The following is a 13,388-nucleotide window of genomic DNA, read 5'->3' as shown; positions in this document are numbered from 1 at the left end:
GAACCTAGATATCCTCGACCGTGAGGGGAAACAGCTCTTCCAGCCGATTTGTCTCCATGATGTGATAGGCATTGAACCGGTAGGCCGTGCCTATGGAGACTTCCGGCGGCGTAAAGGCAAAGGCCAGATTGCCTCCGGTCGACAGCCGGCCTTCGTAGCCGAAATGCAGCAGATATTGTTTCATCGTCCGCATGACTTCGGATGCCCTGGCCGTTGTCGGGGCAATGCACTCGATCAGCAGGAAGATCTCCCCCGGAACGGGGGCGTCCGGCAACTTGTCCGTCACCCCGTTGATGCCATACACCCGCCAGAACAGCGAATAATCCTCCGGCGCATCTTCGCACACCAGGTCGCGCACCACGACGCTGACGTCGCGCAATATCTCCTCGTGCCGCTCGATAAAGCGCGGATCCGCCGCGCCGCACAACAGCGCGGCGCGCTCGCCGACCCGCCGGGCGCCTTCTATCTTGATGGTCTGCCGGGGCGCTTCCAGCCAGGTCGCGCCGCTGATCCGCGTCCGGCGTTCGTCGATCTGCTCGTATTTGGCCTGATGCAATTCCGCCCGTCCCTCGGGCTCGATGATCACAAAGGGATCGTTCTGCTCATAAAGGCTATGCGCCGCCACCGATATGGGCGTGGCGCGGCGCTGCGGCGCCATGCTCTCGAGCGTGAATCCTTCGTCGTCCAATGTCGCCAGGATAGCGTCGCGGCCGCCGGGTATGCAGCACAGCGATGCGCATTCGATAATCTTGGCCATGTGGACCGCCAGGCCCACGGGAAAGCCCAGCATCACGGGCAAGGTCGAGAAAATGGCGGTATCGCAGGCCCGCCCGGCGATCAGCACGTCCACGTCGGCCTCGAAGGCCTGCCGGAAGGACGTCATTCCCATTTGGCCGACGATGTGCGTCGATGCCTCGATTTCGTCCGCGGTAAGGTCCGGCATGCCATCGATGCCCGTGACGCCCTTTGCGAGCACCGCTTCCATGACGATGTCCTTGGGGATGTCGCCCGGGATGAAGGCCAGGCGGAACTTCAGGTTCTGCTCATGGGCGATTTCCCGGACCAGCGCAAGCGTCTGCTCCAGATGCGGCGCCGCTCCCGCAGAGCCCGCCGAGCCGATCACCAGCGGTATGTCGTGGCTGCGGGCCGCGACCAGGACCTTGCGCAAGTCGCGCTTGGTCGACTCCCGGGCGGTCGCCATATTGCCGCTGCCCAGATAATAGGGGCCGATATCGATCGATCCCATATCGCAGCCGATCAGGTCCGGCTTGCGTTCCAGGCCCGCATTGAAGGCCGGGCTGGGAATGCCGTAGCCCAGCTGTCCGGAAGCGCCCAGCAGGCGCAGCGGCCGGCGTTCCGGCAGGGAAGCGAACTCTTTGAGAATGCGGCCGGTAGCGCTCATACCTGCACCTTGAACAAACGGGCGTGCTGCTGCGCGCCATATACATCGCGATCGCCCGGATCGCCCGCTGTCACCTTGCGGGGAATGGCGATTTTCAGGGCGCGGGACACCGGATACTCGATGATCTTCACGTCGGCTATCGGCGTGGAATAAAGCTCGGCGATCAAGGCCGCATCGATAGCCTTGGACTGCACTACCCTGTCGTAGTCAGCGTCGCTATTGAACATGATGTCCAGCGTCGTGCAGCGGGGACCCGCATTCTTGCTTCGTATGACGCGGGCGATATCTTGCAAATACATGGAAATTCCTTGGTAAAGAAATGCTATGGCTAATTGGCCGTGGCGCCGGACTGCCTGACTACCTCGCCCCATCGCTCGACATCGCTTTTCAGGGCGGCGGCGAAATCGGCCGGCGTGGCGTCCTTCTGGACTTCGCCGCCATCCTGGGCATAGCCAGCCTGCAGCGCGGGCGATTCCAGGGCGGCCAGCGCCGCCTTGCTGAGCGTGTCGATGATAGGAGCGGGCGTGTTCTTGGGGGCGAACAGCGCTATCCACACGGAAATCTCAGCATTCTTCATGTCCATTTCCGCGACCGTGGGAACGTCCGGCATCTGCGGCGAACGTTCTGTCGACGTAATGGTCAAGGCCTTCAGCCTGCCCTCTTTGACATACGGCAGCACCACGGGCACATTGCCGAAAATCATGTCGACCCGCCCCGCCAGCACGTCAGTCATGGCGCGCGAAGTGCCCTGATAAGGAATATGCAGAAGCTTGACGTCAGCAGTCTGGCCCAGCAGGACCGCCGACAGATGGGCGGTGGTGCCCACCCCGCCCGAACCGTAGGTCAGCGGCTCCTGCTCGCGCTGTTTGGCCAGCGCAATCAGTTCGGCCAGCGTGTTCACCTTCAATGAGGCCGGCACGACCAGCACATTCGGGAAGGTGGTGATGCGCGTAATCGGCTCGAAGTCGCGGATGGGGTCGTAGGACAGGTCCTTGTAGATGGCCGGATTCATGGCGTGCGTATTCAGCGTGCCCGCCAGCAGCGTGTAGCCGTCGGGCGCCGCCTTGGCGACATACTCGCTGCCGACAGCGCCGCCCGCCCCGCCGCGGTTCTCGACGACGATGGATTGCTTGAGGCTTTCCGACATGACTTGCGCAATGCGGCGGGCGGATATGTCGGCGGCCGTCCCGGCGGGGAAAGGCACCACCAGGCGGATGGGCTTGTCGGGATAGGCGGCCAGCGCCGGCGCGCCGCTCCATGCCGCGCCCAGGCCCAGCAGCAATCCCGCCGCCGCGCAATGGAAAAGATAGGATAAGTTCTTCAATGCAGTCTCCTTGATGTTGTGTCTGCCTGGGGCGTTCCGCTTATAAATCCGGCCCGTCCAGGGGGGTGTCGTCCAGCCTTGCCGCCACGCCATCCAGATCGGATGACGCCGCGGGATAACGCTTCATGACCAGCGGGTCATGGCCCGGCACGATATGCGCCAGGCTCGATGCCTGGGTCCGAAGGCTATCGAAGCCTTCCAGCATCTGCCCGACATGGAAGGCGCTGGAAAAAGGCCGATTCTTTTCAAAGTTTTCGTAGAAATGGCTGACATCCGAAGCCAGGACCACCCAGCCCCGCTTTGTGTGAATGCGCACGAACTGCAAGCCCGCCGTGTGGCCCCCCGCCCAATGGACGCTGACGCCGGGCGCCACCTGGCCCTGGCCATTGTGGAAATAGACGCGCTGCTGGTAATTCAGGCGCACGAGTCCGCAGACATCCTCCACTTCGAACGAATGCGAGAGCCGCGGATAATGCATATAGCGGCCAGTGGCGTAGCTCAATTCGGATTCCTGCAAATGGAAGCGCGCTGACGGAAAACGGTCGAAATTGCCCGCGTGGTCGTAATGCAGATGGGTCAGGATCACATCGTCCACCTGGTCCGCCTGCACGTTCAGGCGCTCGAGCGTCTGAACGGGGCAGCGCAGATAGGTCCGGCCGCCGCGCTTGTTCGACACGTCTTCGGTAAAGCCGGTATCGATGACCACTGTGCGCCCGCCGCCAATCGCCACCCACACAAAATAATCCATGGGCATAGGCGCGTCGTGCGGATCGCCACCGATAAAATGGTCGCGTCTCTGGCCATTGCGCGTCGCGTAGCGCACAGCGTAGACTTCATATTCTGGAATGGGAGTAGGCATGCCGATACAGTAGGTGGATGATAAACAGCAAAAATGATTTTCCGGCGCCTTGCGGTTCCGAGGGAAAAAGTATACGCAGCCCTCCCCCGCTCTGCATATTTGATATTTAAAACACTTGTTCCTTTCGGTTAATGATGGTTCAACAAGCAGATACCCACTTCTTCCTGCTCATCGTCAAGCACGGAACCATTTCCGCCGCCGCCCGCGCGCTGGGCGTGTCGCCCCCTGCGCTTTCCAAGCGGCTGGCGCAATTGGAGCAGCGCCTGGGCGTGCAGCTTATCCACCGCAATACCCGCCGCATGAGTCCGACGCAGGAAGGCCAGCTTTATTATGAGCAAGCCTCGCGACTGTTCGCCGAATTCGAGGCGCTGGAGCAGGACGTCATGAACCGCCGCTTCGAGCCCAGCGGCGTGCTGCGCGTGAACGCGCCGCTGAATTTCGGCCGCGTCCGCGTCGCGCCCATCGTTTCAGCGTTCACCCAGGCCTATCCGAAGCTGGAAGTCGAGCTCATTCTTTCGGATCATCCGCACGACCTTATCGAAGGCGGCTACGATGTGGGCGTGCGCTTTGGCACCATTCCCGATTCCGGCCTGCGTGCGCGGCGCATCGCCTCGAACCGGCGCCACCTGTGGGCGTCGCCCGAATACCTGAAGAAATTCGGCGTGCCGGTATGCCCCAAGGAATTGACCTGGCATCAATGCATAGTGGTGCCGCGCAGCGACGATACCTACGGCGTATGGACCTTCACCCGGGGCGATGTCGTGCAGAACGTCAAGGTGCGCGGCAACCTGCGCTGCAACGACAGCGAGGTCGCGATGGCGTGGGCGCTGGAGGGGCGCGGTATCTTGATGCGCTCCGGCTGGGACACCGGGCGCTTCGCGCGCACCGAGGAACTGAAGATCGTGCTGCAGGACTACGACTTGCCCAATCGCGACGCCTTTGTCGTTTTCCCCGATGGCGCCATGTCCGCCAAAGTGCGCACTTTTATCGATTTCGCCGTGGAAAAGCTCTCGGACCTGGATGTCATCACCAAAGAGCATCCCGGCCATGAACAGCCGGCCGCCTTTGGCGATTGAACCTCCAGCGCCGGGCACCGGGCACCGGGCGCTGCGGAGCGCCGGATCGGCTGGCCAATGGCGACGCGCCCAGGCTCCCTGCTATGATGAGTTTTGGCGCAGCCACCACGGAGTGTCATCGAACCATGCGACAACATCAGTTCGGCAACACCGGCCGCAGCATCGCGGCCATAGGCCAGGGAAGCTGGTACATCGACGCCGCGCGCCGCGGCCTTGCGGTTTCGGCCATCCGCCGCGGCCTGGATCTGGGCATGCGGCACATCGACACCGCGGAAATGTATGGCTCGGGCGCAGCGGAAAGCGTCGTGGGCGAAGCCATCCGCGGGCGCCGCGACGACGTATTCCTGGTATCGAAAGTCCTGCCGGAAAACGCCTCCCGGCATGGCACGCGCGCGGCGTGCGAGCGCTCGCTAAAGCAATTGGGCACCGACCATCTCGATTGCTATCTGCTGCACTGGCGCGGCGCTCATCCCCTGGAGGAAACCTTCGCCGCATTCGAAGACCTGCAAGATCAAGGCAAAATCCTGTCGTTCGGGGTCAGCAACTTCGATGTCGATGACCTGGAGGAAGCATGGGCCGTGGCCGGCCCGGGGCGGCTGGCGTGCAACCAGGTGCTCTACCACCTCAAGGAGCGCGCCATTGAACATGCGGTGATCCCATGGTGCGAACGGCATGAGGTGGCTGTCGTGGCGTACAGCCCCTTCGGGCATGACGACTTCCCTGGCCCCAAGACCGCCGGCGGCCGGGCGCTGGGCGACATTGCCCTGGCGCATGATGCCAGCCCGCGCCAGATCGCCCTTGCCTTCCTTACGCGCAAGCCAGCGCTATTCGCGATTCCCAAGGCTGCGCAAGCAGCGCATGCCGAAGAGAATGCCGCCGCCGGCGCGATCGACCTGTCGGATCAGGAGATCCATCTTCTTGACGAGGCATTCCCGCGCGGCCCGCAACCCCGTTTCCTGCCCGTGATCTGAGGTTTCCCTGGACAGGAAATGCCATGCGAGGCGGCAAATAAAGATGCCTGACCGATGCATAAGGGTAAAATACCGGACCCACAACCATTCCTGCCCCCTATGACAGATACGCGCCCGCATTCCATGCCAGCCCGTTCCAGCCGCTCCGGCGATGCGCAGCGTCCCCGCCTGTCCGGCAACCACGCGACCACCGCATCGGGCATCAAGGCCCAAGCCCTTTCCCCAGCGGAAGGCGCCCGGCGGCGCGCAGCCGCCAACGACACTTCCGCCGCCAACCCCTGCCTGAGCTGCGGCGCCTGTTGCGCGCATTTCCGGGTGTCATTCTATTGCGGCGAAATCGCCGGCGAAAGCGGCGGGACGGTGCCGCCGGAACTGGTCACCCAAGTCAGCCCCTTGCGCGCCTGCATGAAAGGCACGGAATACGGAGGCCGGCGCTGCGTGGCCCTGCGCGGCGAACTCGGGCATGACGGCATCCACTGCGCCATCTATGAACAGCGCCCGACGCCATGCAGGGAGTTCCAGGCATGGCTGGACGACGGCACCCCCAACCCGGACTGCCAGCGCCTGAGAAAGGCGATAGGCCTGCAGCCCTTGGCCCCGCGCACCGATGACGACGGTGATGATGGCCTGCACCCCAACACCAACCCGCCGCGGCGAGGCGATGTAGCAGCCTGAGGCCAACGCATGCCGCAAGGCGGGGCTGGTGTTCAATGAACAGAATGGACATCCCTGCCTTGTGATGGCGCCAGATAGCTGTCTGGCCCGGACACCGGGACGAGGTGGAAACGGGTGAAGAGGCATTCACCGCCGCCAGCCCGATTGAGCACCATCATTCCTGTATCGACGCCCTCGAAATACATGAAATTTCCGGCGATGCCTTCGGTTGCCAGAAGGCCGTGATAGAACTCGGTATTTGCATACCTCAGTATTATCAACCGGCCGACGTCGGCGTTTTCCTTATTCAATATGCTTCGGCATATTTCCCCGATTATTTGCTCCATGGCCCGGTGTTTGACCATCTTGCTTTTTCTCATGAATAAAGGATGCTCCGAGAGGTCAAAAAAAGCGCTCCAGACGACAGAAAACTCTTTTGCCTCCAGCAAGGTTTTCTTCAACTTTTCAATTGCATTTTGATCCGCCATGAATCTTCCCCAGATGTGCATGCCGCCAGCCATTGACGTATTGCCAGCGGTCATCCTATCCGAGATTCGACACCAATTGAACACAAGTGTGATAGTAATATCCAATGGGATTTTTACGCAGCGCATGATACCCGGACACCGCCGTAAGGCCATCATGACGGGACAGGCATACCCCCGGCATGTTGAAGGACTCGCGCAGGTGGCGGCGTGCCATGAAGCCATGAAGCCATGAAGGAATTGCGCCCGCATCTTCAGGATGCTGATTCATTTGCCCGGAAGGTGTTGCGCCAAGGGCAACAGGGGTTTCGGCTGCCGGTCGCCGGGCATGGCGCAGCAGGCGGCAAGATAAAGCTGCCGATAGGCGCGCACCAGGTCGTCAAGGCTGAATCCGCGATTCAGCCCGCTCGGATTCGGCAGCACCCAAACCGCCGCAGCGCCAAAAACGCCAGGCTGCGGGCCCCAAGCGACTTTGCGCTGGTGGGATATCGCGGAATAAGCGGCCTTGCCGAGAAAAGCGATATAACGCGGGGCATACCGCTCGATTTTCTGGGCGAGCTTCACTGAGCCCGCGACGAATTCATTACTAGACAGCTCGGCGGCGCGCGCGGTGGGACGTTCGACCGCCGTCGTAAGGCCGCAGCAATACTTCAAAATCGCCCGGTCATTTTCGGGGCGCAGTTCTTGGGATGTAAATCCCGCCAGATGAAGCACCCGCCAAAAGCGATTGCCTCGCCCGACAAAATGGTGGCCCGCCGCTGCCGCGCGGGCGCCCGGATTGATCCCGCAAAAAACCACCTTCAAGTCCATTGCCAGGATGTCGGGAAGCGACTGAAAAGAAGCCGAGTTGATCATTTATTTGTTGTTCCAGAAATCCCAGGATCGCAGCCGCGCAAAACCAATATCGCCTGGATTATGCGCGGCATGTTGGCGCGCGGCAATGAAACTTCCATCGAACCGGCCGCTTCATTCACTCGCGGATATCGCGACAAGGGGTAAACCCTCAGTGCCACCCGGGTCCAGCCTGGTCTAAAATACTTGAAATACCATTTCATTAGATGAAATCAATTCGAATCTCAATATCTCCTGGATCATGTTGATGAAACCCCAAACCTCCAGCTTCGACAAAACCGGGGATACTCACCCTCCCGCGGGTGGTCCCTTATCGGGCGTCCGGGTTCTCGACCTGACGTCCATCGCAATGGGCCCTCTGGCAACCCAGATGCTGGGAGACATGGGCGCCGATGTCATCAAGGTAGAGTCCCCGCAGGGAGACGCGTTCCGATACTCCGCGGGCGGCCGCAGCCCCGGGATGAGCAGTACGTTTCTGAACTTCAATCGGAACAAGCGCAGCGTCGTGCTCGACCTGAAGGACGCGAAAGGCGTGGATGAGCTGTTGAGCATGGTCAAGCTTGCCGATGTCCTGGTGCACAGCCTGCGGCCAAAGGCAATGAGGAAACTGCGCCTGGATTATGACCGCCTGCAAGCGCTTAACCAGCGGCTCGTCTACTGCGGCGCCTATGGGTTCTCGGAAAAAGGTCCGTACGCAGGCAGGGCCGCATACGACGACATCATCCAGGCCATGAGCGGCATGGCGTCCATCCAGGCAGATCCGCGCAGCGGCGAGCCCGCCTATGTCAAATCCATCATCGCCGACAAGATCTCGGGCCTGACCGTCGTCAACGCCATCGTGATGGCGCTGTTCGAGCGGGAACTCTCGGGAATGGGCCAGGCTATCGAGGTTCCCATGTTCGAGACCATGGCCGCCTTCAATCTGCTCGAACATATGACCGGCGAGGTATTCTCGCCGCCCAACGGTGAAATGGGCTACGCGCGCCTGCTGTCCACCCAGCGCCGGCCTTACCGGACGAGCAATGGCCATATCGCATTGATGCCCTATACCACCAGGCAGTGGCGACGTTTCTTTACTGTCGCCGGCCACCCTGAAATCTCGGACCAGGAGCGGGTCACCGACGCCGCTGTACGCAACCGGGAAATCGACGCCCTGTATGAATTGCTCGCCCGGATCGTTGCCGCGAAGAGCACGGAACAATGGCTTGCGCTGTTGGCCGATGAAGATATTCCTCATGCCGCGGTGAACACCCTGCCCGATCTGCTCGACGACGAACACCTGCGCGCGGTCGGGCTATTCCAGCCGGTGCGCCATGAAACAGAAGGCGACATGAAGGCTCTGGGCATTCCTGTCGCCTTTTCCCGCACACCCGGCAGCATACGCAGGCTGGCGCCTGCGCTAGGGTCGCATTCCAGCGCTGAAGTCCTGGCATCCTGGAATGTCCATGGGTAGCCGGAGCGGCGCGGGACGGCGCCGGTCATCGGCAGGCGGCACATAGCGCATCGATGCGCTAGAGAACCTTTGCAATTTCTTGCGCAATGGACTGAATCGGCCCGCCAAATTTCTCCTCAAGCTCACTCAAAGACATTGCCGACACATGGACCACGATATTGACGCTCGCCACCGGAAGGCCGTTATGCCTTATGGCGCAGGCAAGCGCCCGCCCATTGCTGAGCGTTTCGGTATCCGCTACCGAATATCCCCGTCGACGGGTAGCCGACAGCATGGCGTGCACGTCCGCGGCTTGCCGGGCCAGATCAAAGTCGGCGCCTGGTTTGGCCGAAAGCCGGGACAACACCTTTTCCAATACCTCCGGAGCCAGGGCAGCCAGGTACGCCCTGCCAAGCGCCGTGCGCAGCACCGGAACGCGAGAACCAGGCCTGCGATTGATGGACAAAAAGCCGGGTTCGCGGCTGGTGTTCAGAATGACCATCGTATCGGTATCGAAGACGCCGAGCTCTATCGGCCAGCCCAAGGCCTGGCGGTAGGTGTCCAGGATGGGACAGGCCACATCGAGAAGGCGCGTCTGGGCGTCATAGCCGTTGGACAAGGCCAGCACGCCCGCCGTGACGGCATACCTGCGCTCCGCCCCCAATGCCTGTACGTATCCCGTATGAATCAGGGTTTCCAGGATGCGCACGATGGTTGGCTTGGCGAATCCGGTCCTGGCGTGCAGTTGACCGACCGTGGCGGCCCCCTCCTCGTTCAGGCAGCGCAAGATCTCGAGGCCACGCATCAAAGCGACCACTGGCTCGTAGGATCCCATACCTGTCCCCTTTTTTTTGATTCCATGGCGCCGACACCCGTCGGCATTCATTCTTGAGCAGCAAATAGCAATGCAGGAGACACGCATGATACCTTACAGAAACTGGCTGATAGGCCTCTTCACCATTCTGAGTTTCACCATCGCGGGCGGCGCCTTGGCGCGGGAAGGCTCTTATCCGGATAAACCCGTGCGTTTGATCGTACCTTACGCCCCCGGCGGAGGAACCGACGGCATGGCCCGCGCCCTTGCGCAAAAGCTGTCCGGGATATGGAAGCAGAAAGTCATCGTCGACAATCGCCCGGGCGCCAGCGAATCCATTGCCGCTTCACTTGTAGCCAGGTCTCCCGCGGATGGCTACACCCTGCTCTTTGCCTCTGATTCGACATTCCAGTTGAATCCCTTGCTATACAACCACCTTACCTATAATCCGGACAAGGATTTGGCGCCTATCACGCGTTTCGCGATGAGTCCGTTCGCATTGTTCGTCAACGCCGAAACTCCCGTCAACTCCTTCAAGGAGTTTGTCGAATACGCGAAGAAGAACCGGGGCAAAACGTTCTACGGGTCCTATGGCGTGGCGAACTCGACAAATCTCGGCCTGTCCTGGCTATCCAGACAGTTCGATCTCGACATGGTCCATGTCCCCTTCGCGGGGCAAGGGCCGGCCATGCTGGGACTGCTGGGCGGGGAGATTCAGATTCTTTTCGGCAATATCATCCCGTCCAGCATCGGCTTCATCAACAAGGGCCAGGTAAAAGTCCTGGTCGTGTCGGGCGAGAAGCGCCTGTCCAACGCGCCTGACGTTCCGACCTTCCGCGAGCTCGGATTCGACAACCTGGACACCGGATACACCCTGGGCATCGCCGCGCCTGCGGCCGTGTCGCCCGAAGTCAGGAAGGAAATTTTCGAAGCCGTCGCGACGGCGGTAAAAGGTCCCGACCTTATCAAATACGCTGCCGAGTCGTTGTCCATACAGCTGTTCAGTGAAACACCGGCCCAGTATCACGACTTCATCATGGAGAGCCGCCGGATTCTGCAGCAGCGCATCGATGCCGCGGGGCTCGATAAACTGGACTCTTGAAGCCAGAGCCAGGCATAATTTTTATTGTCGCGGCAGCAGGACGCCTGCCATAGCACCGGATCCGATACCCATCAACCAATGGCTGTCGGATCCTTCACACGCCGAGTTTTCACGCCATGAAACAACCGAATAAACGAATCAACCCAGCCAGCGATGCGCAGCGCGTGGGCAAACCACAGCATATTTCCGCAGCACCTGCCCGGCTGACCGCCAGGCCTCAAGACTTGCTCTTCGATCCATCATCCACGGCATTGATGGTGGTGGATATGCAGAACGCCTATGTATCGAAAGGCGGTTATATGGAAACCGCCGGATTTGATGTTTCCCTCGCGCAGGATGCCGTCGCCGGCGCCAAGCGGGCGATTGAAATTGCGCGAGCCGCGGCCATCCAGGTTGTCTATCTGCAAAATGGATGGGACGCGGGCTATATCGAAGCGGGCGGCCCGGGCTCGCCCAACTGGCACAAGTCCAACGCCCTGCGCACCATGCGCCAGCATGCCGGGATCGATGGCACGCTGCTGGCCAAGGGGGGATGGGATTACGCATTGGTGGATGAGCTGCAACCGCATCCAAATGACATCGTGGTCGCAAAAACCCGCTATAGCGGCTTCTTCAATTCCACGCTGGACAGCACGCTTCGGGCGCGGGGAATCCGGACGCTGGTGTTCACGGGAATCGCGACGAATGTTTGCGTCGAATCGACGCTGCGCGATGCCTACCATCTGGAATACTTCTGCGTCCTGCTGCAGGACGCCACGACACACGCCGGGCCCTCCTTTACCTTTCAGGCGGCCATTTACAATATAGAAACCTTCTTCGGATGGACCAGCGATATACAAAGCTTTGAAAAAGCGCTAACCGCTGCCAAGCCATAGAAACTGGCGGATACCGCCCGGAAGTTCGCAAGAAAGCGGTTTTTCGCGCTGATCTTTACGATCAGCGCCGAAATGGCAATGCCCGGCCTGAAGCGCCGTTTCGCCATTGGCGCCCATTCCATGGTAGTTGATGCCATAATGCGCTTGACTTGACCGGGACATCATAAATTCACCCATGGCAACGACACCGCACACGCCGCTGGCCAGCTTCATCGACCTCCTGATGGATGCGGTCTTCGCGGTCGATGCCGGCGCCCGTATCGTTTTTGCCAGTGCCGCGTGCGAGCGCATTTTCGGGTATACGCCGCAAGAAATGGTCGGCAAGAACATGTTCGACATGATGGCGCCAGAAGATCGCGAACCGACCCGCAAATCGGTGGGCGATGTCATGTCCGGCAGCCCTCAATTGCATTTTGAGAACCGCTATATCCGCAAGGACGGGCAAATCGTCCATATCATGTGGTCGGCGCGCTGGTCGCCGGCCGACCAATTGCGCATCGGGGTTGCGCGCGACATCACCGAACGCAAGCGGGCCGAGTCCAAGCAAGCTGCGCTGTATTCCATTTCCGAAGCCGCGTACGCCGCCGAGGATCTGCTGGCGTTGTTTCGGCGCATCCATCAGATCGTCGGCACGCTCCTGCCAGCGGATAATTTCTCCGTCGCGCTGTACGACGAGGAAACAGACCAACTGAGTTTCCCACACCATGTGGATGAATACGAGCGGACGGCCAAGCCATCCCAGCCGGCCTCCGGAACGCTCTGCGCGGAAATCATCCGTACCGGGCAGCCGCTGCTGCTGACTCCCGATACCGTGGCCGCTCGCCTGGAAGAACTGCAAGTCTGCGCCGGCCCGGATCCGATCTGCTGGCTGGGCGTGCCGCTCAAATCGCATAAAGGCACGATCGGTGTGCTGGCGGTCAAAAGCTATCCGGGCGGCGTTTGCTACAGCGAAAAAGACCAGGAACTGCTGCAATTCGTCTCGACGCAGATCGCCACCGTCATCGAGCGTCAGCAAATGCAAGTCCGGCTGCAGCACATGGCGCAGTATGATCAACTGACCGATCTTCCCAACCGCGGATTCCTGTACGACCGCCTGAAAGTCGCGCTGTCCACAGCGCGGCGCGAACAAGGACGTTTCTCCCTGCTTTACATCGATCTGGACGAATTCAAACAGGTCAACGACACGCTGGGCCATCGCGCCGGAGACCTGTTGCTGCAGGAGGTTGCCAGGCGCTTGACGCAGTGCGTGCGCGAATCGGACACCGTCGCCCGCGTCGGCGGCGACGAATTTGTGGTGCTGCTCCAGCATGTCGCATCGCCGCGGCAAGCCGCGCTGGTGGCGGAAAAAATCCGCCGCGCGCTGAACCGCCCTTGCACCATGGACGGCCACAGCCTGAACATCGTGCCCAGCATCGGCATCGCGCTCTATCCCGAGCATGGCAGCGACGAGCAGCAACTCCTCAATCACGCCGACAAAGCCATGTATTCCGAAAAAAACGGTAATGTTGGCTCTCCAGTCCGGTGACGGGCTGCGGCCTGGCC

At 60.8% G+C, this 13,388-nt stretch carries 15 protein-coding genes; 7 read left to right on the top strand and 8 right to left on the bottom strand.

Features of this window, described 5'->3' with window-relative positions; translation table 11 throughout:
- Positions 1-4: 4 nt before the first annotated feature.
- Genes BUB23_RS19960 through BUB23_RS19945 form a run of 4 tightly spaced genes read right to left on the bottom strand, consistent with a single transcriptional unit; the run spans position 5 to position 3,585 of the window.
- Complete coding sequence (locus tag BUB23_RS19960) at positions 5-1,402, bottom strand: acyclic terpene utilization AtuA family protein (RefSeq protein ID WP_073106770.1); 1,398 nt, start codon at positions 1,400-1,402, stop codon at positions 5-7.
- Entirely contained in the window at positions 1,399-1,701 is a 303-nt protein-coding gene (locus BUB23_RS19955) for a DUF4387 domain-containing protein (protein WP_073106768.1), read from the bottom strand. Before BUB23_RS19955 ends, BUB23_RS19960 begins: the two co-directional genes overlap by 4 nt.
- A 29-nt stretch (positions 1,702-1,730) precedes the next feature.
- Positions 1,731-2,726, bottom strand: coding sequence for a Bug family tripartite tricarboxylate transporter substrate binding protein (locus tag BUB23_RS19950; RefSeq protein ID WP_178372361.1), 996 nt, complete (start codon positions 2,724-2,726; stop codon positions 1,731-1,733).
- Positions 2,727-2,766: 40 nt separating this feature from the next.
- Entirely contained in the window at positions 2,767-3,585 is an 819-nt protein-coding gene (locus BUB23_RS19945) for an N-acyl homoserine lactonase family protein (protein ID WP_073106765.1), read from the bottom strand.
- Between the two features lie 131 nt (positions 3,586-3,716).
- On the opposite strand from BUB23_RS19945, the gene BUB23_RS19940 reads away from it, so the two are divergent.
- From BUB23_RS19940 to BUB23_RS19930, 3 genes are all read left to right on the top strand, one after another.
- On the top strand, positions 3,717-4,661 hold the full coding sequence (locus tag BUB23_RS19940) for a LysR family transcriptional regulator (protein WP_245801331.1): 945 nt from the start codon (positions 3,717-3,719) through the stop codon (positions 4,659-4,661).
- A gap of 125 nt (positions 4,662-4,786) precedes the next feature.
- Complete coding sequence (locus BUB23_RS19935) at positions 4,787-5,632, top strand: aldo/keto reductase (protein WP_073106763.1); 846 nt, start codon at positions 4,787-4,789, stop codon at positions 5,630-5,632.
- Between the two features lie 123 nt (positions 5,633-5,755).
- Positions 5,756-6,307, top strand: a complete 552-nt coding sequence (locus BUB23_RS19930) for a YkgJ family cysteine cluster protein (RefSeq protein WP_084136161.1) — start codon at positions 5,756-5,758, stop codon at positions 6,305-6,307.
- A 32-nt stretch (positions 6,308-6,339) separates the two neighbouring features.
- On the opposite strand, the gene BUB23_RS19925 is transcribed toward BUB23_RS19930, so the two are convergent.
- A complete protein-coding gene (locus BUB23_RS19925) occupies positions 6,340-6,828 on the bottom strand; it encodes a hypothetical protein (protein ID WP_143161062.1) in 489 nt (162 codons plus the stop codon).
- A gap of 210 nt (positions 6,829-7,038) precedes the next feature.
- Positions 7,039-7,626, bottom strand: a complete 588-nt coding sequence (mug, locus tag BUB23_RS19915; RefSeq protein ID WP_073106755.1) for a G/U mismatch-specific DNA glycosylase — start codon at positions 7,624-7,626, stop codon at positions 7,039-7,041.
- A gap of 244 nt (positions 7,627-7,870) precedes the next feature.
- Between mug and BUB23_RS19910 the strand changes: the two genes are divergently transcribed.
- The gene (locus BUB23_RS19910) at positions 7,871-9,076 is read left to right on the top strand and encodes a CaiB/BaiF CoA transferase family protein (protein ID WP_073107076.1); all 1,206 of its coding nucleotides are present in this window, start codon (positions 7,871-7,873) and stop codon (positions 9,074-9,076) included.
- Positions 9,077-9,134: 58 nt separating this feature from the next.
- Here the strand turns inward: BUB23_RS19910 and BUB23_RS19905 are convergent, their stop codons facing one another.
- The gene (locus tag BUB23_RS19905) at positions 9,135-9,890 is read right to left on the bottom strand and encodes an IclR family transcriptional regulator domain-containing protein (RefSeq protein ID WP_073106754.1); all 756 of its coding nucleotides are present in this window, start codon (positions 9,888-9,890) and stop codon (positions 9,135-9,137) included.
- An 85-nt stretch (positions 9,891-9,975) separates the two neighbouring features.
- Between BUB23_RS19905 and BUB23_RS19900 the strand changes: the two genes are divergently transcribed.
- Positions 9,976-10,971, top strand: a complete 996-nt coding sequence (locus BUB23_RS19900; protein WP_073106752.1) for a Bug family tripartite tricarboxylate transporter substrate binding protein — start codon at positions 9,976-9,978, stop codon at positions 10,969-10,971.
- Between the two features lie 116 nt (positions 10,972-11,087).
- Entirely contained in the window at positions 11,088-11,846 is a 759-nt protein-coding gene (locus BUB23_RS19895) for an isochorismatase family protein (protein ID WP_084136157.1), read from the top strand.
- Here BUB23_RS19895 and BUB23_RS26840 read toward each other — a convergent pair.
- The gene (locus tag BUB23_RS26840; protein WP_178372360.1) at positions 11,826-12,059 is read right to left on the bottom strand and encodes a hypothetical protein; all 234 of its coding nucleotides are present in this window, start codon (positions 12,057-12,059) and stop codon (positions 11,826-11,828) included. The two genes, BUB23_RS19895 and BUB23_RS26840, sit on opposite strands and share 21 nt — an antisense overlap.
- Between BUB23_RS26840 and BUB23_RS19890 the strand changes: the two genes are divergently transcribed.
- Positions 12,022-13,371, top strand: coding sequence for a sensor domain-containing protein (locus BUB23_RS19890; RefSeq protein ID WP_073106749.1), 1,350 nt, complete (start codon positions 12,022-12,024; stop codon positions 13,369-13,371). The two genes, BUB23_RS26840 and BUB23_RS19890, sit on opposite strands and share 38 nt — an antisense overlap.
- Positions 13,372-13,388: the final 17 nt, after the last annotated feature.

This window comes from Pollutimonas bauzanensis, assembly GCF_900129885.1.
GTDB lineage: Bacteria > Pseudomonadota > Gammaproteobacteria > Burkholderiales > Burkholderiaceae_B > Pollutimonas > Pollutimonas bauzanensis.
The sequence above is the reverse complement of the archived record's forward strand: the minus strand, read 5'-3'. Positions and strand labels throughout refer to the sequence as shown.